At 67.9% G+C, this 21,427-nt stretch carries 20 protein-coding genes; 13 read left to right on the top strand and 7 right to left on the bottom strand.

The annotated features are described in order from the left end of the window. Nucleotides 1–644: 644 nt before the first annotated feature. A complete protein-coding gene (gene tyrS, locus ACCQ05_RS02255; RefSeq protein ID WP_372392806.1) occupies nt 645–1,856 on the bottom strand; it encodes a tyrosine--tRNA ligase in 1,212 nt (403 codons plus the stop codon). Nucleotides 1,857–2,026: 170 nt separating this feature from the next. On the opposite strand from tyrS, the gene ACCQ05_RS02250 reads away from it, so the two are divergent. After that, the gene (locus ACCQ05_RS02250; RefSeq protein WP_372392805.1) at nt 2,027–3,445 is read left to right on the top strand and encodes a M23 family metallopeptidase; all 1,419 of its coding nucleotides are present in this window, start codon (nt 2,027–2,029) and stop codon (nt 3,443–3,445) included. Between the two features lie 253 nt (nt 3,446–3,698). Beyond that, a complete protein-coding gene (locus ACCQ05_RS02245) occupies nt 3,699–4,832 on the top strand; it encodes an anhydro-N-acetylmuramic acid kinase (RefSeq protein ID WP_372392804.1) in 1,134 nt (377 codons plus the stop codon). 226 nt (nt 4,833–5,058) lie between these two features. On the opposite strand, the gene ACCQ05_RS02240 is transcribed toward ACCQ05_RS02245, so the two are convergent. From ACCQ05_RS02240 to ACCQ05_RS02230, 3 genes are all read right to left on the bottom strand, one after another. Beyond that, nucleotides 5,059–5,286, bottom strand: coding sequence for a hypothetical protein (locus ACCQ05_RS02240; RefSeq protein WP_029221462.1), 228 nt, complete (start codon nt 5,284–5,286; stop codon nt 5,059–5,061). Nucleotides 5,287–5,361: 75 nt separating this feature from the next. Next, nucleotides 5,362–6,726, bottom strand: a complete 1,365-nt coding sequence (locus ACCQ05_RS02235; RefSeq protein WP_372392803.1) for an AmpG family muropeptide MFS transporter — start codon at nt 6,724–6,726, stop codon at nt 5,362–5,364. Next, complete coding sequence (locus tag ACCQ05_RS02230) at nt 6,723–7,523, bottom strand: exodeoxyribonuclease III (protein ID WP_372392802.1); 801 nt, start codon at nt 7,521–7,523, stop codon at nt 6,723–6,725. Before ACCQ05_RS02230 ends, ACCQ05_RS02235 begins: the two co-directional genes overlap by 4 nt. Nucleotides 7,524–7,651: 128 nt before the next feature. Between ACCQ05_RS02230 and pyrE the strand changes: the two genes are divergently transcribed. The 9 genes from pyrE (at nt 7,652) to ACCQ05_RS02185 (ending at nt 14,320) form a co-directional block, all read left to right on the top strand. Next, on the top strand, nt 7,652–8,311 hold the full coding sequence (pyrE, locus tag ACCQ05_RS02225) for an orotate phosphoribosyltransferase (RefSeq protein WP_104540958.1): 660 nt from the start codon (nt 7,652–7,654) through the stop codon (nt 8,309–8,311). A gap of 22 nt (nt 8,312–8,333) precedes the next feature. Beyond that, nucleotides 8,334–8,999: a hypothetical protein gene (locus ACCQ05_RS02220; protein ID WP_167394569.1), complete on the top strand. Its 666-nt coding sequence runs from the start codon at nt 8,334–8,336 to the stop codon at nt 8,997–8,999. Nucleotides 9,000–9,112: 113 nt separating this feature from the next. Further along, the gene (locus tag ACCQ05_RS02215; protein WP_228962288.1) at nt 9,113–9,913 is read left to right on the top strand and encodes a ParA family protein; all 801 of its coding nucleotides are present in this window, start codon (nt 9,113–9,115) and stop codon (nt 9,911–9,913) included. Further along, nucleotides 9,910–10,839, top strand: coding sequence for a ParB/RepB/Spo0J family partition protein (locus tag ACCQ05_RS02210; protein ID WP_228962289.1), 930 nt, complete (start codon nt 9,910–9,912; stop codon nt 10,837–10,839). Before ACCQ05_RS02215 ends, ACCQ05_RS02210 begins: the two co-directional genes overlap by 4 nt. A gap of 30 nt (nt 10,840–10,869) precedes the next feature. Continuing rightward, nucleotides 10,870–11,229: a helix-hairpin-helix domain-containing protein gene (locus ACCQ05_RS02205; protein WP_372392801.1), complete on the top strand. Its 360-nt coding sequence runs from the start codon at nt 10,870–10,872 to the stop codon at nt 11,227–11,229. Nucleotides 11,230–11,248: 19 nt separating this feature from the next. Beyond that, nucleotides 11,249–12,214 carry an SDR family NAD(P)-dependent oxidoreductase gene (locus tag ACCQ05_RS02200; RefSeq protein ID WP_372392799.1) on the top strand — a complete coding sequence of 322 codons (966 nt, stop codon included), beginning with the start codon at nt 11,249–11,251 and terminating at the stop codon, nt 12,212–12,214. A 253-nt stretch (nt 12,215–12,467) separates the two neighbouring features. Further along, nucleotides 12,468–13,190 (top strand): glycosyltransferase family 2 protein, encoded by a 723-nt coding sequence (locus ACCQ05_RS02195; protein WP_372392798.1) that lies wholly within the window; start codon nt 12,468–12,470, stop codon nt 13,188–13,190. Beyond that, nucleotides 13,190–13,531, top strand: coding sequence for a lipid-A-disaccharide synthase N-terminal domain-containing protein (locus ACCQ05_RS02190; RefSeq protein ID WP_372392796.1), 342 nt, complete (start codon nt 13,190–13,192; stop codon nt 13,529–13,531). Before ACCQ05_RS02195 ends, ACCQ05_RS02190 begins: the two co-directional genes overlap by 1 nt. Nucleotides 13,532–13,798: 267 nt before the next feature. Further along, complete coding sequence (locus ACCQ05_RS02185) at nt 13,799–14,320, top strand: hypothetical protein (RefSeq protein ID WP_372392795.1); 522 nt, start codon at nt 13,799–13,801, stop codon at nt 14,318–14,320. Between the two features lie 126 nt (nt 14,321–14,446). On the opposite strand, the gene ACCQ05_RS02180 is transcribed toward ACCQ05_RS02185, so the two are convergent. The 3 genes from ACCQ05_RS02180 to coaBC are packed head-to-tail and all read right to left on the bottom strand — an operon-like array spanning nt 14,447 to nt 18,540. Continuing rightward, nucleotides 14,447–16,792, bottom strand: coding sequence for a phosphomannomutase/phosphoglucomutase (locus tag ACCQ05_RS02180; RefSeq protein ID WP_372392794.1), 2,346 nt, complete (start codon nt 16,790–16,792; stop codon nt 14,447–14,449). Nucleotides 16,793–16,804: 12 nt separating this feature from the next. After that, nucleotides 16,805–17,272 (bottom strand): dUTP diphosphatase, encoded by a 468-nt coding sequence (dut, locus tag ACCQ05_RS02175; protein WP_228962295.1) that lies wholly within the window; start codon nt 17,270–17,272, stop codon nt 16,805–16,807. Beyond that, on the bottom strand, nt 17,269–18,540 hold the full coding sequence (gene coaBC, locus ACCQ05_RS02170) for a bifunctional phosphopantothenoylcysteine decarboxylase/phosphopantothenate--cysteine ligase CoaBC (protein WP_104540967.1): 1,272 nt from the start codon (nt 18,538–18,540) through the stop codon (nt 17,269–17,271). The genes dut and coaBC overlap by 4 nt, the downstream gene beginning before the upstream one ends. A 96-nt stretch (nt 18,541–18,636) precedes the next feature. Here coaBC and radC point away from each other — a divergent pair, with 96 nt between their 5' ends. Continuing rightward, nucleotides 18,637–19,323, top strand: coding sequence for a RadC family protein (gene radC / locus ACCQ05_RS02165; protein ID WP_506191549.1), 687 nt, complete (start codon nt 18,637–18,639; stop codon nt 19,321–19,323). A 310-nt stretch (nt 19,324–19,633) separates the two neighbouring features. Beyond that, nucleotides 19,634–21,322 carry an arginine--tRNA ligase gene (gene argS / locus ACCQ05_RS02160; RefSeq protein ID WP_372392793.1) on the top strand — a complete coding sequence of 563 codons (1,689 nt, stop codon included), beginning with the start codon at nt 19,634–19,636 and terminating at the stop codon, nt 21,320–21,322. Nucleotides 21,323–21,427: the final 105 nt, after the last annotated feature.

Genomic DNA, 21,427 nt, shown 5'->3' with positions numbered 1-21,427 from the left:
CATGTTGCTTGATTAAACGTCTGCAAGATGGACAATCATCCTTCCTGCAGGCGTCCGCACAAATTACCTGCGCACACTGTCAAAGAACATTGGGAAGTGGCCTCAGCGCCGTTCCCGTCAGCTTCGTCGTTTCCGTCGAAGCGAGCCGCCCATTATAGCGGACTTTTTCTTGCCGTCAACACCTCATTTCGAGGTGGTTGACGCTGCTTCGTGTCGACCCGAAGGTTTTCTGCGAAGCGAGCCGGCCATATTAGCAGGCTTTTCATCCTCGTCAACCCCTCGTGAAGAGGACGTTGCCGCCGCTGCACTCCCACCTGCCGAAGCAGCTTTCCGTGTAGCGAGCCGCCCATCATAGCCGGCTTCTGCGTTTCGTCAACACCCTAATTCCAGGGAATTTCCGAACCCTGTCTGCATCGTCGCCGCGTTTGCGGGTCGGTTGCGTCGGGGGAGGCGAACTATATGCCTGCGAAACGGTTTTGGGAAGTGATTTGTGAAAAATATTTCACGAATCTTCCTGAAACCTTGCGCTGCCGCGCAAACCTCACGGGCATTCGTGGTCTGAACGTGTCACTGCAGCTGCCGTCACCGCGTATAGAGGAATCGGCAGCCCATGCGATTGCCGCTCTGCAGCAGGCTGGCACGCGTCAGTCGTTGACCAGCACCACACGGGCGAAGTTGCGCTTGCCGACCTGGATCACGCCCTCGAACCCCGGGGCGAGCATATGCGCCGCATCTTCGATGACTTCGCCGTCGATCTTGACCGCGCGCTCCTTCAGCTTGCGCGTCGCTTCGGAATTGCTTGGCGTCAGACCAGCTGCGGTCAGCAGACTGGCGATTCGCAGACCCTCGGCCGGCACCGCGACTTCCTGCAAGGGCAACAGGCTGGTGTCGCCCTGCCCGGTCACCACGGCATGCCAGCCTGCGATCGCCTGCTCAGCGGTGGCAGCATCATGAAAACGCGTGGCCAATTCGCGCGCCAGCCGCAATTTGACATCGCGCGGGTGCAACTCGCCGGTTGCGACCTGCTCCTTCAGCCGCGCCGCTTCGGCCACGCCGATCTCGAAGGAGAGCAGATCGATCCAGCGCCAAGTCAGCTCGTCGCCGATCTTCATGGTCTTGGTGACAATGTCGATGGCCGGCTCGTTGATGCCGATGTAATTGCCCAGCGACTTGGACATCTTGGCCACGCCGTCCAGGCCTTCCAGCAACGGCATGGTCAGCACGATCTGCGGGGCCTGGCCGTAATGCTCCTGCAGGCCTCGGCCCATCAAGAGGTTGAACTTCTGATCGGTGCCGCCCAGCTCGACATCGGCCTTCAAGGCCACCGAGTCGTAGCCCTGGACCAACGGATAGAGGAACTCGTGGATGGCGATCGGCTGCTGCCCGGTGAAACGCTTGGCGAAATCGTCGCGCTCCAGCATCCGGGCCACGGTGTGCTGGGCGGACAGCTTGATCATGTCCGCCGCGGTCATCTGCCCGAACCACTCGGAGTTGAAGCGCACTTCGGTGCGCTCGCGGTCCAGGATCTTGAAGACCTGCTCTTCATAAGTGCGTGCATTGGCCAGCACGTCCTCGCGGCTGAGTGGCTTGCGGGTGACGTTCTTGCCGCTGGGGTCGCCGATCATGCCGGTGAAGTCGCCGATCAGGAAGATGACCTGGTGCCCGAGCTGCTGGAATTGCCGCATCTTGTTGAGCAGCACGGTGTGGCCCAGGTGCAGGTCCGGCGCGGTGGGATCGAAGCCGGCCTTCACCCGCAGCGGTACGCCCGATTTCAGGCGGTCTTGGAGCTGATCGAGCTTGAGGATCTCGTCGGCGCCACGGCCGATGAGTGCGAGGGATTCTTCGATAGTGGCCAACCACGGACTCCAGCGGCGTTTGCCGTCAACAACGTGAATGATGTTAAACGCGGGTTAATTCCGCGCCAAGTGAAAATAACGAACAGGCTCAATGGTTTGACGCGCTGTTACAGCGTGTCTATGGTACCGGCGATTGGGCTCGCACTTCGAGCCGTCGAGGACATTGAACGATGCAGAACTCCGAGCAGGGCCGTGCACGCAAGCGGCGCTTCCACGAACGCCTCCACGTTCTCCACGACACTGCACTGCATCGCAAGCTCAAGGCGCATCTGCCGGCCGCGTTCAACGACCGTTGGACACGCCGTCACTGGATCCATGCCAGCCTGTTCGCGACCATCGGTGCGATGGTCGCGACCATTGTGCCCGGCTTCTCCAATGCGATCGACACACCGCTGTCCAGCCATTCCACGCTGGCGTTGCCGCTGCCGCCGCTGGTGCCCAGCCGCAAGCAGCTGGCACCGAGTACCGAATGGGAGATTCTGCAGGTCAAGCCGGGACAGACGCTGAGCACCCTGTTCGGCGAATTGGGAATTCCGACCACGGTGATGTATCAGGTGCTGTCCCATCCCGGCACCAAGGAGGCGCTGACCAAGCTGCATCCGGGGACCGAGATCGCATTCGACATGCCGACGCCGGGACAGCTGCGGGCGTTGCGCTTCGATCGCGACGACAGCCACCGGGTGGAACTGCGCCTGCTGGGCGACAGCGTGCGCGAGAAGGTGACCGAGCGGGCGACGACCACGCGTACGGTGGTTGCCAGTGGTGAGATCACCAGCTCGCTCTATGCATCGGCCGACAAGTCCGGGTTGTCGCCGGCCGCGGTGGCGATCATGACCGACGAGATCTTCAAGTACGACATCGACTTCGACAAGGACCTGCAGCCGGGCGACCGCTTCAGCGTGGTGATGGACGAGACCTGGCGCGAGGGCGAGCGGATCAATACCGGCGACATCCTGGCGGCGACCTTCACCACCGGCGGCAAGACCTACACCGGCTTCCGCTTCGAGCGCGCCGGCAAGCCGGCCGAGTACTACGACATCACCGGCCGCCCACTGAAGAAGAGCTTCATCCGCATGCCGGTGGCCTATAGCCGCATCAGCTCCACCTTCGGCGCGCGCCGGCACCCGGTGTTGGGCACGATGCGCATGCACAAGGGCGTGGATTACGCGGCCGCCTCGGGCACGCCGATCATGGCCGCTGGCGATGCGCGGGTGGTGTTCGTCGGTACCCAGCGCGGCTACGGCAATGTGGTGATCCTGGACCACGGCAAGAACTACAGCACGCTGTACGGTCACATGTCGCGCTTCGGCAAGATCAAGGCCGGCCAGCGCATCAACCAGGGCACGGTGATCGGCTATGTCGGCATGACCGGCCTGGCGACCGGCCCGCACCTGCATTACGAATTCCGCGTGGGCGGGCAGCAGCGCAACCCGATGTCGGTGACCATGCCGCCGCCGGAGCCGTTGCAGGGCGCCGAACTGGCCGCCTTCCGCGCGCAGACCGCACCGGCGATGGCGCGCATCGAAGGCATGGAAAAGCTGATCTACGCCGATGCCGGCAAGCCGGCCAGGGGTAAGTCGCGCGGCTGAGCGCGACCGGGCGCTGCCATCGCCACCGGCAGACCGGCGGCACAGCGCCTGCAATGCAACGGTCGTGCGCCGGGTTGCGGCGGGCGACACCGCGGGTCTGCTTCTCCCCACGCTTGCCACCGCAGCACCGCCCCGCGCCAAGCGTGCCGGTAGACCTGCCTGCAGCCGATGGCCCTCGCCTCCAGACGCGGGGGCGGTTGACGGCCCGGCGTCGGCTGCACAAGCTGGACAGCCGCGCATCTCTGGCTTCGGCATGCCTGCTTTGGAACACGACGACTCCCCGCTTTACCTGGGCCTGATGTCGGGCACCAGCGCCGACGGCATCGATGCGGCGCTGGTGCGCTTTGCCGACGACAGCCATCGCCGCTGCGCGTTGCTGGCGGGCATCACGGTGCCGTGGGCGCCGGCCTTGCGCGAGCAGCTGGTTGCGCTGGGCCAGGGCGCGGAGACGGTCGCCATCGATGCGCTTGGGCGGCTGGATGCACAGGTGGGGCTGGCGTTCGCCGCCGCCGCCAACCAGCTCATCGACGAGGCCGGGGTGGCGCGCGCCCGTATCCGCGCGATCGGCTCGCATGGGCAGACCATCCGCCACCGGCCGAACGGGGATCCGGCTTTTACCTGGCAGATCGGCGATGCCAGCCGGATCGCCGAGCACACCGGCCTGACCACGGTGGCCGATTTCCGCCGCCGCGATGTCGCTGCCGGTGGACAGGGCGCGCCGCTGATGCCGGCGTTTCATCTGGCCATGCTGGGTACGGGCGATGAAGACCGCGCGGTGCTCAACCTGGGCGGTATCGGCAACCTGACCCTGATCCCGCGCGACGGCACGGTACTGGGATTCGATACCGGGCCGGCCAACGCGCTGCTGGACAGCTGGTGCCAGCAGCATCACGGCACCGCGTTCGATGCCGACGGCGCGTTCGCTGCCAGCGGCCAGGTGGATACGCGTCTGCTGCAGGCGTTGCTGGCCGACCCATGGTTTGCCCTGCCGCCCCCCAAGAGCACCGGGCGCGAACAGTTCCACCTGGCCTGGGTGATGCAGGCGATGGGCGACGCGCGCCTGCGCCCGGCCGATGTGCAGGCGACCTTGCTGGAACTCACCGCGGCCACCGTGGCCGACGCCTTGCTGCGGCTGCAACCGCAGACCCGTCGGGTGCTGGTCTGCGGTGGCGGCGTGCGCAATCCGGTACTGATGGCGCGGCTGGCGGCGCGGCTGCCGGGGGTGGTGGTGGAATCCAGCGCGCAGCACGGGCTGGATCCGGATTATCTGGAAGCGATGGGCTTTGCCTGGCTGGCGGCCGAACTCCTGGCCGGGCGCCCGGCGAACCTGCCTGCGGTCACCGGGGCGGCGGGACCGCGGTTGCTGGGGGCGATCCATCCGGCCTGATCCCCCCGGACAGCTACCGGCCTGCAGGAGCCGCGGAACCAGACAGAAGGTGGGCTGCGTGCTTGCAGAGGCCGGAGCCGCCGCGCCGCCGGAGGCACGCCTGCGTGCAGCTGGCGCCTTGCCGGGATGTGACCGGCGGAATCGATCGCTGCGAAGCAAGCAGGATTGCCCGGGCCGATGCCCGGGCTGTTCGTGCGCCCGGCATCCAGCCAGATGCGCGCCAGGACTACGGGGTGTTGCCCGCCGGCAGCGCCTTCAGCGCGGCAATCGCCTCGGCCAGCGCGTCGACTTCCGGATGCTGCAGGCCGCCGGTGACTTCGTACTCGCTGGCGAACAGCCCTTGTTCGAGCAGGTGCATGACGGTCTGGTGCTGGGTCCAGCCCCGTGCGACGGAGATGCGTCGGATGCGGTCCACCAGCAGCGGATCGATGTCACGCAACACCAGATCGGTCATTCCAACTCCTTGTCCCGAGGCACCGCTGCAGACGCGCCGGGCGATCATCCCCCAGCCTCACGCCCGATCGCAACCTCAGCCGGCCGGGCTCCGACGCTGCTGCAGGATCAGCATCCCGCACAGCACCACCACCGGCACCGCGATCAATGCGGTCCCCACGAAGAAGAGCGCATAGCCCTCCATCAGCGTTCGCCCCTGAGTCAGGGTTTGCACCGACCATCCGGAGAACCCTTTCAATGCCTTGCCCGGCATGGCGTAGAACGAGCTGAGCAAAGCGTACTGCGTGGCGGTATAGCCGATGCTGGTCAGGCTGGACATGTAGGCGATCAGCGCTGTGCCGGCAAAGCCGTTGGCGAAGTTGTCGATCGCCATCGCGACCGCAAACTTGCTGGTCTGCGGCCCCGCATAGGCCAGCCATGCGAACGCCAGGTTCGAGCACGGGCCCAGGACCGCGCCGGCCATCAGGGCCGCCAGCACACCCCAGCGCACCGACACCAGGCCAGCGACCGCAATTCCGACGAAGGTCGCCACCAGCCCCACCGAACCGCGAACCGCGCCCACGGTGTCTTCGGACAGGCCAAGATCGACATAGAAGGGGTTGGCCATCGGCCCCATCACGAAGTCGGCCATGCGATAGACGCTGATGGCCACCAGAATCAGGACTGCGCCGCTGCGATGCTCGCGCACGAACGCCAGGAACGGCCCGACGATTGCGTCGAACAGCCCGCGCGGTGTCCATAACGCGGCCCCCTGCGCCTGGACCGCGGCCACCTCGCGCACGGGCTCGCGGGCCAACGCCACGGCGACCACGCCCAGCGCCATCAAGACGGCCATCACTTCGTACGAGACCTGCCAGCCAACCCTTGCGGCCAGGATCAGGATCAATGCATCGGTCACCAGCAGCGCCGAACGGTACCCCAGCGCCGATGAGGACGTCAGCAAACCGAGCTGCTCGCTGTTCTCGGCGCTTTCGATGCGCCAGGCATCGATCACGATGTCCTGCGTGGCCGAGGCGAACGCCACCACCACGGCCATAGCGCCGAAGACCGCCAGGTGTTCCCAGGCAATCCCCAGCACCAGCAACTGACCGCCAACCGGTTGAATCAATGCCATGCCGATCAGGCCAACCGCCACGACGCATTGCGACAGCAGCATCCAGCCCCGGCGACGCCCAAGCCGGCCCAATAGCGGCACATCGGTCTTGTCGACGATCGGCGCCCACAGAAACTTCATGGTGTACGCCAGACCGACCCAGGACAGGAACCCGATGGTGTCCAGCTGGATCCCTTGTTTGCGCATCCAGAAGCCGAGCGTGTTGCCGACCAGATACAGCGGAAGCCCCGAGCTGAAGCCCAGCAGCAGCATGGCCAGCACCTTGCGCTGGCGCAGATTGGCGAGCACGCGTTGCCAGGGACGGCGCGGCTTGACGGCCTCGCTCACAATGCGTAATCCACGACATACGGCGCATGGTCGGAGAAGCGCTGCTCGCGGTAGATCGCGCAGGCCTGCAGTGCCTCGCGCAGGCCGGGGGTGACCAGTTGATAGTCGATGCGCCACCCCACGTTGTTGGCGCGCGCGGCGCCGCGGTTGCTCCACCAGGTGTAGTCCTGGCCCTGCGGATGCAGCACGCGGTAGCTGTCGACCCAGCCGCGGCCGCTGGCGGCGTTGGCATCTTCCAGCGCATCGGCGCACAGGCCGTTGAGCCAGTCGCGCTCGGGCGGCAGGCAGCCGGAATTCTTCTGGTTGGACTTCCAGTTCTTGATGTCCAGCGCGGTGCGCACGATGTTCCAGTCGCCGCACAGCACGTACTGGCGGCCGCTGGCCAGCCACTGGTCCAGGATCGGCCGCAGCCACTGCATCACCTGGAACTTGTAGTCCTGGCGCACCTCGCCCGACGAGCCGGAGGGAATATAGAAGGACACCACGCTCAGGTTGCCGAAACGCGCTTCGATGTAGCGCCCTTCTTCGTCGAACTCGGGCCAGCCCAATGCACTGCGCACTTCGTCGGGTTCGCGCCGGGCGTAGATCGCCACGCCGCTGTAGCCCTTCTTGGTGCTGGCATCGCGAAACCAGGCCTTGTAGCCGGCCGGCAGGAATTCCGGCCCGGCCAGTTGGTGTTCCTGGGCCTTGGTCTCCTGGATGCACAGCACATCCGCGTCCTGGGCGACGAACCAGTCGAAAAAGCCCTTGCTGGCGGCCGATCGCAGGCCATTGGCGTTGAAGCTGATGATGCGCATAGATGAAGAGCCGGGATTCGGGAGTGGGGAATTAGGGATTGGCGAAAGCGTACCGCATCGGCGGATGCCGCAAGGCGCGACCGGCTATGCTTTCCAATCCCGAATCCCCACTCCCCAATCTCGTCACCATGACCGACCACCGCACCCGATTCCTGCAGCTGGCCCTGGACGCCGATGCCTTGCGCTTTGGCGAGTTCACGCTCAAGTCCGGGCGGTTGAGCCCCTACTTCTTCAATGCCGGGCGCTTCGATTCCGGGGCCAAGACCGCGCGGCTGGCGCAGTGCTATGCCGATGCGATCGACGCGGCCGGGGTGGAGTTCGATCTGGTGTTCGGGCCGGCCTACAAGGGCATCCCGCTGGCGACGGCGCTGGCCTGTGCCTACGCAGGACGCGGCCGCGACCTGCCGCTGGCGTTCAATCGCAAGGAAGCCAAGGACCATGGCGAAGGCGGCAGCCTGATCGGGGCGCCGCTGACCGGCCGCAAGGTGCTGATCGTGGACGACGTGATCACCGCCGGCACCGCAATCCGCGAGGCGCTGGGCATCATCCGCGCAGCCGGCGGCACCCCGGCCGGCATCGTGGTGGCGCTGGACCGGCAGGAGATCGCCTCCGAGCAGGACCGCCGCTCGGCGGCGCAGGCGGTGGCGGCCGAGGCCGGCATTGCGGTGATCGCGGTGGCCAACCTCGCCGACCTGCTTGCTTTTGCGGCAGGAAACGCCGACCTTGTCGGCTACCGGGAGCCCCTGCTGGCCTATCGTGGCCGCTACGGGACCGACACCACAGGCTGACGGCAGGCGACAGGGGGCTGCGATGATGCCGAGATACACACGTTTGGCGTTATGCGCCGCCGTCATGGCGGCCCTGGCCGCCGCGCCTGCCATCGCGCAGGACAAGTCGGCGGCAAAGAAACTGTATTGCTGGAACCAGAACGGCGCCCGGGTGTGCAGCGATACGCTGCCGCCGGAGGCGGTGAACCAGGCGCGCGACGAGTTCAACGCCAAGAGCGGGCTGCGCAGCGCCGAGGTGCAGCGCGCGATGAGCAGCGACGAGCGCGCCGCCGCCGCGGCCAGCGAGCAGCAGCGCCAGGCCGATCTGGCCGCAGAGCAGATGCGCAAGCGCACCGACCAGGCGATGCTGATGTCGTATCAGAGCGAGGACGACCTGCGCCGGGTGTTCAACGAGCGCATCGCCATCGTCGACAACAACATCCACACCGCACGCTTCAACGTGACCAGCCTGCGCGAGGGATTGGCCAGCCTGCTGCGCGCCGCCGGCGACCGCGAGCTGGCCGGCCAGGCGGTGGCCGACAAGCTGGCCGGCGACATCCAGCAACGCCATCGCGAACTGATGGCGCAGTTGCGCCTGCAGACCAGCTTCGAGCAGCAACGGGTGGCGCTGGACGGCGAGATCGCCGACATCCTGCAGCGCTACCGTGCCATGCAGGCGCCCGCCGGCAGCGCCGCGCCCGCCGGCTGACCCGCAGCGGCCATTCCCGCGCGTGGGCACCGCCGCCGCGGGCGGCATTTCCCGATCCGACGCCCTGCCCGCATAATGGCCGGTCTTACTCCTTGCCCACGAGGCTCTCCCGCATGGCCCGGATCATCGCCATTGCCAACCAGAAGGGCGGCGTCGGCAAGACCACGACGGCAGTCAATCTGGCGGCCGGCCTGGCGCGCACGCCCAAGCGCGTGTTGCTGGTGGATCTGGACTCGCAGGGCAACGCCACCATGGGCAGCGGCATCGACAAGCGCGATGTGGCCGCCTCCACCTGCGACCTGCTGCTGGGCGAGAACAGCGCGGCCGAGATCCGGGTCACCGCGCCGGAAGGCTTCGACCTGCTGCCGGGCAACATCGACCTGACCGCCGCCGAGATCCAGCTAATGGACCAGGGCGAGCGCGAGCAGCGGCTCAAGCGCGCGCTGGCGCCGATCCGCGACGACTACGACTTCATCCTGATCGACTGCCCGCCGGCGCTGTCGCTGCTGACGCTCAATGCGCTGACCGCCGCCGATTCGATCATCGTGCCGATGCAGTGCGAGTACTACGCGCTGGAAGGGCTGACCGCGCTGCTGGAAACCATCGAGGCGCTGCGTGCCAACCTCAACCCGGCGCTGGAGATCGAAGGGGTGCTGCGCACCATGTTCGACATCCGCAACAACCTGGCCAATGCGGTGTCGGCCGAGTTGACCGAGCATTTCGGCGACAAGGTGTTCCGCACCATCGTGCCGCGCAACGTGCGCCTGGCCGAGGCGCCCAGCCACGGCCAGAGCATCGTGGGCTATGACCGCACCTCGCGTGGCGGGGTGGCCTACCTGGGCCTGGCCGGCGAGATCGTGCGCCGCCAGAACGACCGCAACAAGGCCGTCCGGCCCGTGGAGACCGTCCGATGAGCAAGCCGCCGCTGGCGAAGAAGCGTGGCCTGGGCCGCGGCCTGGAAGCGCTGCTGGGGCCCAAGGGTGCGGCTGCCGCCGCAGCGCCGGCCGGCGCCGACGAACAGGCCCTGCAGCCGGGCGACACCCTGCGCACCTTGGCGGTGACCCAGCTGCAGCCGGGCAAGTACCAGCCGCGCCAGGAAATGGACGAGGTCAAGCTGGCCGAGCTGGCGGAGTCGATCAAGGCGCAGGGCGTGATCCAGCCGATCGTGGCGCGCGAGCTGGCGCCGGGGCAGTTCGAGATCGTGGCCGGCGAACGCCGCTGGCGCGCCTCGCAGCTGGCCGGGCTGAGCGAGGTGCCGGTGGTGGTGCGCGAGCTGGACGACCGCACCGTCATCGCGATGGCGCTGATCGAAAACATCCAGCGCGAAGACCTCAACCCGCTGGAAGAAGCGCAGGCGCTGCAGCGGCTGATCGACGAATTCTCGCTGACCCATGCCGAGGCCGCCGCCGCGGTGGGCCGTTCGCGCGCCTCGGTGTCCAACCTGCTGCGGCTGCTGGAACTGCCGGTGGCGATCCGGGTATTGCTGGAGACCCGCCGCCTGGAAATGGGCCATGCGCGCGCGCTGCTCACCCTGGCCCCGGAACTGGCCAGCAAGCTGGCGCAGGAGGCGGCCGACCAGGGCTGGTCGGTGCGTGAGGTCGAACATCGTGCGCAGCAGTTCGCCGCCGGCAAGGTGCCGGGCGGGCTGCGCCGTGGCAAGCCGGCGCCGGTGGCGCCGCAAGCCGACATCGCCTCGCTGGAAACCGAGCTGTCCGAATCGCTGGGCACCAAGGTGGTGTTCAACCACGGCCGCGGCGGCAAGGGCAAGCTGGTAATCCACTACACCGACCTGGACACGCTGGAAGGCGTGCTGGAACGCCTGCGCCTGCACAAGGGTTGAGAGGCCACGGCCCGCGCACGAGGAGCACCGATGCATCCTGCCAAGGTCGACCGCGCACAGCTGCGGCGCCTGACCGACCTGCCCAATGTTGGGCCGGCCTGCGTACAGGATCTGCATCTTCTCGGCATCCACGCGCCGGAACAGCTGCTGGGCTGCGATGCCTATGCGATGCATGCGCAGCTCTGCCAGCGCACCGGCGTCCGCCACGATCCATGCGTGATCGATGTCTTTCTCTCGATCGTGCGCTTCATGCAGGGCGAGCCGCCCCGCCACTGGTGGGAGTTCAGCGCCGAGCGCAAGGCGGCGCTGGCAGATGGCCGCGCGCCCACGACCGCGCGATCGCCGGCGCGCCGCACCGCCCCCGATACCGACTCCGCACCACGTACTTGATGTCTTCAGGATCTCTGCCATGACCATCCTCGTCACCGGCGCGGCCGGTTTCATCGGCGCCTACACCTGCCGCGCGCTGGCCGCACGCGGCGAGACGGTGGTGGGGCTGGACAACTACAACAGCTACTACGACCCGCAGCTCAAGCGCGACCGGGTGGCGGCGCTGTGCCCGGACATCGATCTGCGCACGCTGGACCTGACCGACCGCGATCGTCTGGCGGCGCTGTTCGACGCCATCCGGCCCGCCCGTGTGGTGCACCTGGCCGCGCAGGCCGGGGTGCGCTATTCGCTGGAAAACCCGCATGCCTACGTCGACAGCAACCTGGTCGGTTTCGTCAACATCCTCGAACTGTGCCGGCACCGCGGCGTGCAGCATCTGGTGTATGCCTCCAGCAGCTCGGTCTACGGCGACTCGGCCACCCCGCCGTTCTCCGAAGACCAGCGCGTGGACCAGCCGCGCTCGTTGTATGCGGCGACCAAGGCCGCCAACGAGCTGATGGGCCATACTTACGCGCAGTTGTACGGCCTGCGGGCCACCGGCTTGCGCTTTTTCACCGTGTACGGGCCGTGGGGCCGTCCGGACATGGCGCCGCTGCTCTTCAGCCGCGCGGTGCTGGCCGGGCGCCCGATCGAGGTGTTCAACCACGGCCGGATGCAGCGCGATTTCACCTTCGTGGACGACATCGTGTCCGGCGTGCTCGGCGCGCTGGACACGCCCAGCGACGCGCCGGTACCGCACCGCGTGTTCAACCTGGGCAACCACACCCCAGTGGAGCTGGAGACCTTCATCGAGGTGATCGCCCAGGCCGCCGGCCGGCCGGCCGAGAAGATCTACAAGCCGATGCAGCCGGGCGACATGGTCCGCACCATGGCCGACACCCGGCGCGCGCAGGCGGCCTTCGGTTTCGATCCGGCCACGCCGGTCGAACGCGGGCTGCCGCAGGTGGTGGAGTGGTGTCGGCGTTACTTCGGCGATCGCGCCTGAGCGGTTTGCAGCGCGGGTAACACCCCGGGGCCACGGAGCGCTTGCCGCCGCAATCCGTACACTGCAGCTGACAGAACCACCGGCGGCCGTCTACGTGCCGCTGAAAGCCGGGCGGCGTGCGGCCCTACACGCTCCCGGCCGCTTGTGCGCATCCCGGTACGGCCGACGCGCACAGGCTTCATGCCTGGCTCAGACGCTCAGGGCACAATGCGCGATCTTTTTTGCTCTGCCCTCCTCCGGCCACCACGAATCCATGAGCCAACCTCAGCTTTCCGTCGTCGTCCCGGTGTTCAACGAACGCGACAACGTCGCGGCCCTGGTCGGCGAGATCGTCTCGGCCCTGCGCGGCCTGGTGGCCTTTGAAATCGTCTATGTCGACGACCACTCGCGCGACGACACCCTGGCCGTGCTGCAGGGCCTGAAGGCCAGCACGCCGGAACTGCGCGTGCTGCATCACGTCACCCAGAGCGGGCAGAGCACGGCGGTGCGCAACGGGGTCAAGGCCGCGCGCGCCAGCTGGATCGCCACACTCGACGGCGATGGCCAGAACGATCCGGCCGATATTCCCAAGCTGCTGGTTGCGCGCAGCCAGGCGCAGCCGCAGGTCAAGCTGTTCGCCGGCTGGCGGGTCAACCGCCAGGATTCGGGCTCCAAGCGTTGGGCCAGCAAGTGGGCCAACGCGATCCGCTCGCGCATGCTGCAGGACAACACGCCCGACACCGGCTGCGGCATCAAGTTGTTCGAACGCGAGGCGTTCCTGGACCTGCCCTACTTCGACCATATGCATCGCTACCTGCCGGCGCTGATGCAACGCGCCGGCTGGCGCACGGTGAGCGTGCCGGTGAACCACCGCCACCGCACTGCCGGCGTGTCCAAGTACAACAATCTCAATCGCGCGCTGGTGGGCATCCGCGACCTGCGCGGCGTGGCGTGGCTGATCACCCGCAGCAAGCGCACCGTGGTGGAGGAGCGCTGATGGAGGCGAGCTTGCTGGATCAGCCGCTGACCTGGCTGTACTGGACCGGCATCCACGTCACCGGCTGGAAGCTGATCGGCTATGTGGGCGCGCTGATGTTCGGCGGCCGCTGGCTGGTGCAGTTCGTCGCCTCCAAACGCGCCGGCAAGCCGGTGATCCCGCGGCTGTTCTGGTACATGAGCGTGGTCGGCAGCCTGATGACGCTGAGCTACTTCGTGTTTTCGGCCAAGCAGGATTCGGTAGGCGTGCTGCAGAACCTGTTTCCGGCCTTCACTGCGTTTTACAGCCTGTATCTGGATGTGAAGCATCGCGGCTGGAAGCGCGATCGGGCTGGGCATTGAGGGGCTGGGATTGGGGATTGGGGATTGGGGATTCGTCGGTAGTCGGTCGCCGGCGCGTACACGCCGTGTTGGTGGATCTATCGCTCCAGACGGCGCCAGGTTGTCCTGGTGGCCGGCCGCATTGAAGAAGTTGCAGCTGGCGCCCGATCCTTACGCGGCGTTGCGCAGGTGACCGACGCCTTGATGCGCGGCTGGATGATGTCGATGCCCTGACGGCATGGGCAAGCTGTGGGCATGTCCGGCATGTCCCTCCCCTGTTCGGTTTTCATGCCAGCGCCCACTGCGGCGTATTGGCATCTGTGCCTGCCCACGCATCAGGATGTGCCCTTGTTCGCGGACTGGCGCTGCGCGCGTGCGGCCGCGGCCACGTTGGCGATGCCGCGCCATTGGCACGGCGCGCAGCTGCTGTGCTGGGTGCTGCTGCCGCAGCGCTGGTGCGCCCTGTTGCAGGCACCGGGCAGGGCTGGCCTGCTGCAACTGGCTGGCGCCGCACGGCTGGCAGCCGGCGAAGCGGTCAATCGCGCACGCGGGCGCGGCGGCACCATCTGGCAACCGGAGATGCAGGCGGCGGCGCTTCCAGCGGATATCGATCACCGGCAGTTCGCGCGCAGCCTGGTGGCGTCGCCGTTGCGCATCGGGTTGGTCGACCGGATCGGCGCGTATCCGTATTGGGATGCGGTGTGGCTGAAGCGCGACGGCCCTCGGGCCATCGAACTGCCGGTTGCGGCCAACGGCCTGCACCTGCATGCAGTGGCCGGCAGTGCCGGGCGCAGCGGCAGCGAGTGTTGAGCCTGCCGATGTGGCAGGCCTGCCTCCCTGCCGGATGGCCCGCCTCCTTCGCCGCCATCCTGCTGCGCCGCGACCGACGGTGCTGCCGCTGGAGGGGTAACGCCGCGGGTGGCCTTGCCCGCTGGCTCAGAATGCCAGCGGGTGTTCGGGCAACAGCGCCTGCAATTCACTGCGGAACAGCGCGCGGATACGCTCCAGCGCCGCCTCGCTGTCGGCTTCGAACCGCAGCACCAGGATCGGCGTGGTGTTGGAGGCGCGCACCAGGCCCCATCCGTCGACGAAGTCCGCCCGCAGGCCGTCGATGGTGGACAGCCGCGCCGACTCGAACGGCGATTCTTCGCCCGCCTGCGCACGCGCGACCACGCGCGCCACCAGCGCATGCGCATCGCCTTCCACCGGCACCTTGATCTCCGGCGTGGAGACGCTTTCGGGCAGTGCGTCCAGCACCTCGGACGGGGTTTCCTCGCGCTGGGCCAGGATTTCCAGCAGGCGCGCGGCCGCATAGATGCCGTCGTCGAAGCCGTACCAGCGTTCCTTGAAGAAGAAGTGGCCGCTCATCTCGCCGGCCAGTTCGGCATCGGTTTCGCGCATCTTCGACTTGATCAGCGAATGCCCGGTCTTCCACATCAGCGGGCTGCCGCCATTGCGCAGCACGTAATCGGACAGCTTGCCGGTGCACTTCACGTCGTAGATGACCAGCGCGCCGGGATTGCGCTGCAGCACGTCGGCGGCGAACAGCATCAGCAGGCGGTCGGGGAACACCACCGCGCCTTCCTTGGTCACCACGCCCAGGCGATCGGCGTCGCCGTCGAAGGCCACGCCGATATCGGCGTCGAAACGCTGCACCATGTTCACCAGATCGTCGAGGTTGTGCGGCTCGCTCGGGTCCGGATGGTGGTTGGGGAAGGTGCCGTCGATGTCGCAATACAGCGGCACCACTTCGGCGCCGATCGCTTCCAGCAAGCGTGGCGCGATCTCGCCGGCCGCGCCATTGCCGGCGTCCACGACGACCTTGATCGGGCGGTCGAGCTGCACGTCGTCGGCGATGCGCTGGATGTAGGCGTCGCTGAGATCGTGCTGTTCCAGCTCGCCGGGCGCAGCGGCGGTGTGCAGGCGGCCTTGGTTGATGCGCTGGTGCAGTTCGGCGATGGCCGTGCCGGACAGCGTCTCGCCCCCGATGACGATCTTGAAGCCGTTGTAGTCCGGCGGATTGTGGCTGCCGGTCACCGCTACGCAGCTGCCGGCACGCAACTCGTACGCACCGAAGTACACCACCGGCGTCGGTGCCAGACCGATGTCGGTCACGTTGCAGCCGGCGCGCCGCAGGCCTTCGATCAGCCCGTTGCTCAGTTCCGGGCCGGACAGCCGTCCGTCGCGGCCCACCACCACATCGCGCAGACCCTGGGCCTGCATCACGCTGCCGATGGCCTGGCCGATCAGCGCCGCCACGCCGGGATTGAGATCTTTTCCGACCACGCCCCGGATGTCGTAGGCGCGGAACATCTCGGTGGCGACCTGCACCGCCGGCACCAGCGCTGGCGTGGTTGGCTGCGCTGCCTCGTCCGGCGCAGCCGCCTGGCTGGCGAGGCTGGCGTCGTGTTGCAGGCTTTGGCTGAAGGTGGGTTCGTCGGCCGTCGGCGCGCCGGCGACGCGGCGACGCGGCAATGCCACCCGGCCACGGCTGGCCAGCACCAGCAACACGGCGATGACGCCCAGCAACACCGCCACGGTGGCGCAACCAATGGCCCCCAGGCCCAGCGGGCCGGCATCGCCCTGCGGCACCGCCGCGGCCACGCGCAGGCCGCTGCTGCCCAGCGGCCTGGCCAGCGTTTCGGCGGCATCGGCCAGCGCCGCGTCGCCCTGCTGGGTCACGTTGTAGCTGCCCTGGCGCAGCGCCAGGTAGGCGCTGCCGGGCACCACGATCGCATCCAGCGGGCCGGTCAGGCGCAGCAGCGGCAAGCGCGCATACGCCACCGCCGGCTGCCCGCCCAGGCGTACCGCGGCGGCCACGCCCAGGCGCACCTGCCTGGCGTCGCGCACCACGCGCACCTGCGCATGGTCGGCCACCTGGGCCGATTCGAGCAGGCTCAAACGTGCGTAACCGAAATCCTTGGGGTTGGCATAGGCCGCCGCCAGGTCGCCAGGCAGCACCTGCACATCCTCGGCGCCCTTGAAACGCTCACGGATGAGCGAGGCGGCGGCCAAGGCGTCGCCGTTGCCCAGCGCAGTGACGACCGCTGGTTGCTTGAGTACGGCGTCGAACTGGCTGGCCTGCGCGGCCATCGCCTGGCCGACCTCCTGCACGGCACGGTCGCGGGCCTGCTCCAGGTCCTGCGCAACCGCCTCTTCGTGCCATTGCGCATAGCTGTTCCAGCCGAACCACGCGGCCAGCAGCAGCAACACGCCTCCCAACACTGGACCGCTCGTACGCACGCTGGACATCGACTGCCTGCGCTCGTTCGCCTTGCTCATGCGACTCCCCCGTCAGCGCACCCCGGTGTGGCCGAATCCACCCGCTCCCCGCGCGCTGTCGACGAAAGTATCCACCACTTGCAGGCCCACGCGCACGATCGGCAGGATCACCAACTGCGCGATGCGGTCGCCCGGCTCGATGGTGAAGGCCTCGCGCCCGCGATTCCAGGTACTGATCAGCAGCGGGCCCTGGTAATCGGCATCGATGAGCCCGGTGCCGTTGCCGAGCACGATGCCGTGGCGATGGCCCAGGCCCGACCGCGGCAGGATCACCGCACACACCTGCGGGTCGGCCAGGTGGATGGCGATACCGCTGGGGATCAACGCCGCATCGCCGGGCTGCAGCGTCATCGGCGCCTCCAGTGCGGCGCGCAGGTCCATGCCTGCGCTGGCCTCGGTGGCGTAGGCCGGCAACGGCCACACGTCGCCGAAGCGTGGGTCGAGCAGCTTCAGTTGCAAGGAGTGGGTCGGGTCGCTCATGCCTGCAATCTCTCCGCGATCAGGGCCAGCAGTTGGTCGGCCAGCTGGGTCTTGCTGCTGCTGGGAAACACACGCTCGCCACCCTGCCAGTAGGCCGTGGCGGCATTGTTGTCGCTTTCGAACCCGCCGCCCTCGATCCCGACCTGGTTGGCGATGATCAGGTCCAGCCGCTTGGCCGCCAGCTTGCCGCGCGCGTAATGCTCCACGTCGTGCGTTTCGGCAGCAAAACCGACCACCAGTTTGAGCGCGCCGGTCTGCGCGGCCACCTCGGACAGGATGTCCGGCGTGCGCACCAGTTCCAGGGTCAGGGTTTCGCCGGTCTTCTTGATCTTCTGCGATACGACCCGTTTGGGCGTGTAGTCGGCCACCGCGGCCGCGCCGATGTAGATGTCGGCCGGAAACGCGCCCAGCACCGCGTCGCGCATCTGCGCGGCCGAGCGCACGTCGGTGCGCTGCACCCCGGGCGGGGTGGTCTGGTGCACCGGTCCGCTGACCAGCACGACGTCGGCGCCCTGGCGGGCGGCGGCGGCGGCCAAGGCGTAGCCCATCTTGCCGCTGCTGCGGTTACCGACGTAGCGCACCGGGTCCAGGTCTTCGAACGTGGGGCCGGCGCTGATCACGATGCGCAGGCCTTCCAGCTGCGCGCTGCTGGGAATGAACACCGGCGTGGCCGCAGCCGGGGCGGCAGGGGATGCGGCCGCCACGGCGCCGGTTCCGGCCAGTGCAGCCACGATCGCTGCCGGCTCGGCCAGCCGGCCGGGGCCGGATTCGCCTTCGGCCAGCGGACCGTCCTCGGGGCCGATCACTGCCACGCCGCGCGCGCGCAAGGTGGCGATGTTGGCCTGGGTGGCCGCATGCAGCCACATGCGGTGGTTCATCGCCGGGGCCACGATCAGCGGCGCGGTGGTCGCCAGGCACAGCGTGGTGACCAGATCGTCGGCCAGGCCATGTGCCAGCCGCGCCAGCAGGTCGGCGGTGGCCGGGGCCACGACCACCCGGTCGGCCCAGCGCGCCAGTTCGATATGCCCCATCGCCTGCTCGGCGGCACTGTCCCATAGCGTGGTGCGGGTCGGGTGCCCGGACAGCGCCTGGAAGCTCAGCGGAGTGACGAACTGCTGGGCGCCGCCGGTCATGGCGACCTGCACCTGCGCGCCGGCGTCGCGCAGGCGACGGACCAGTTCGAGCGATTTGTAAGCGGCAATGCCTCCGCCGACGCACAGCAGCAAGCGCTGTCCGTCCAGGGGGCGGGCCTGAGTGGAGCCGATCACGTCGGAGTCGTCCTACGGTTACAAGGACAACTAGATTAGCCGATGGTCCTGCCTGGCCTGATGGGCGTGGGCGATAAGCACCGGCAATCTCGCCATATGCACATACACGACTGGCCCAGCACCGAACGCCCGCGCGAAAAACTCCTGGCGCGCGGCGCGCCCGCCCTCTCCGACGCCGAGCTGCTGGCGATCTTCGTCGGCTCGGGCCTGCGCGGCCAGGACGCGGTCAAGACCGCGCGCGAGCTGCTGCACCGGCACGGTCCGCTGCGCGTGCTGCTGGACCGCCCGGCCTCGGCGCTGGCGCGCCTGCCCGGCCTAGGCCCGGCCTCGGCATGCAAGCTCAACGCGGCGCTGGAACTGGCGCACCGCCACCTGATGAGCGGGCTGGAGCGCGGCGAAGCGCTCAGCGACCCGCCCAGCGTGGGCCGCTATTTTTGCCAGCGGCTGCGCGCACGCAGCTACGAAGTGTTTGCGGTGCTGTTCCTGGACAACCGCCACCGCGCGATCGCCTTCGAGGAAATGTTCACCGGCACCATCGACGGCGCCGACATCCATCCGCGCGAGGTGGTCCGCAAGGCGCTGCTGCACAACGCCGCGGCGGTGATCGTCGGGCACAACCACCCGTCCGGCAATCCGGAGCCGTCCGAGGCCGATCGCGCGGTCACCCAACGCCTGCTGCAGGGGCTGGACCTGGTGGATATCCGCCTGCTGGACCACTTCGTGATCGGCGATGGCCGGCCGGTATCGCTGGCCGAGCGCGGCTGGCTGGACGGGCGCGCTTGATGTCTGCACGGGATGCGCTGCCATCCGCGCAGATGCCGCCATCAGCGAGGCGGGCCGGACGCTGCGCGGCCCCGGGAACGCGGCGCGCTCGGTGCGGCTGACGGCCATTGCGTACGGGAAGCGGCCTGTGCCACGGGTGATCTGCGGCGCCCGGGCAATATTGCCGGCCGCAGATCCCTGTTGCGCCTGCGTGGTCGTCGCGTCGTGCTGGGGTGGATCGTTTGAGCCGGCGCGCCGACCTGAACCATCGGCCGGACCCTGCGCCGCGCGGTCGGGTAAAATCGCTGGTTTGGTTCCAAGCAGATCCCACGTGAAAGCCCAACTCCGCGCACTGATCGGCCAAGGCATCGAAGCCTTGCGCGCCAACGGCACCCTGCCCGCCGACACCCTGCCGCCGGATTTTGTGGTCGAGCGACCCAAGACCCGCGAGCATGGCGACTTCGCCACCAATGCGGCAATGCTGCTGGCCAAGCTCGCGCGCAGCAATCCGCGCGCACTGGCACAGGCGCTGGTGGCCGCGCTGCCGGCCAGCGACGATGTGACCAAGGTGGAGATCGCCGGTCCCGGCTTCATCAATTTCCATCTGGCGCCTACCGCGTATCAGCGCGAAGTGGCGCATGTGATCAAGCAGGGCCACGACTACGGCCGCGGCCTGGCCGGCAACGGCCGCTCGGTGGGTGTGGAATACGTTTCGGCCAACCCCACCGGCCCGCTGCACGTCGGTCATGGCCGCGCCGCGGCGATCGGCGACAGCCTGGCGCGCGTGCTCGATGCCAATGGCTGGAACGTCAAGCGCGAGTTCTACTACAACGATGCCGGCGTGCAGATCGAAAACCTGGCGCTGTCGGTGCAGGCGCGCGCGCAGGGGCTCACCCCCGACAGCGACGGCTGGCCGGAGAACGGCTACCGCGGCGACTACATCGCCGACGTGGCCAACGCCTACCTGGCCGGCGATACCGTCGACCTGGAAGGCCATCTGGTCACCGGCACCAAGGATCCGTCCGATCTCGAATCGATCCGCCGTTTCGCGGTGGCGTATCTGCGCAACGAGCAGAACCACGACCTGGCGGCGTTCCGCGTCGACTTCGATATCTATTTCCTGGAAAGCTCGCTGTACAAGGACGGCAAGGTCGAAGAAGCGGTGCAGAAGCTGATCGCCTCCGGCCACACCTACGAGGAAGGTGGCGCGTTGTGGCTGAAGTCCACCGACTTCGGCGACGACAAGGACCGCGTCATGCGCAAGTCCGACGGCACCTACACCTACTTCGTGCCGGACGTGGCCTACCACCTGACCAAGTGGCAGCGCGGTTACGAGCGCGCGATCACCGAACTGGGCGCCGACCACCATGGCTCGCTGACGCGCGTGCGCGCCGGCCTGCAGGCGCTGGAGCTGGGCATCCCGCAGGGCTGGCCGGAGTACGTGCTGCACCAGATGGTCACGGTGATGCGCGGCGGCGAGGAAGTGAAGCTGTCCAAGCGTGCCGGCAGCTACGTCACCCTGCGCGACCTGATCGAGGAAACCAGCGCCGATGCGGTGCGCTGGTTCCTGATCGCGCGCAAGCCCGATTCGCAGCTCACCTTCGACATCGACCTGGCGCGTGCGCAGAGCAACGACAACCCGGTGTTCTACGTGCAATACGCGCATGCGCGGGTGTGCAGCGTGCTGCGCCAGGCGCAGGAAAAGGGCTTCAAGTACGAACAGGCCAATGGCCTGGCCCAGCTGGCGCGGCTGGACGACGAGCACTCGCTTGCGGTGATGCTGGAGCTGTCGCGCTACCCGGAAGTGGTGGAGATCGCTGGCCAGGCGCTGGAGCCGTACCAGATTGCGCAGTACCTGCGTGAATTGGCACATGCTTTCCACACGTGGTATCACAACAGCAAGGTGCTGGTGGACGATGCCGCCGAGCGCGACGCCAAACTCACCCTGGCGGTGGCCACCCAGCAAGTGCTCGCCAACGGCCTGGAACTGCTCGGCGTCAGCGCTCCGGAAAAGATGTAGGTACGCCGCCGGGATGCCGCAGCCGGGTGTGCACATCCGCCTGGCTGCGGCGCAGGCACGGCAGCCCGCTCATCGCCTGCGCCGCACCCGGCAGCAGGCGCAGCG

The sequence above is a fragment of the Xanthomonas sp. NCPPB 3582 genome (genome assembly GCF_041475735.2).
GTDB lineage: Bacteria > Pseudomonadota > Gammaproteobacteria > Xanthomonadales > Xanthomonadaceae > Xanthomonas > Xanthomonas codiaei.
The sequence above is the reverse complement of the archived record's forward strand: the minus strand, read 5'-3'. Positions and strand labels throughout refer to the sequence as shown.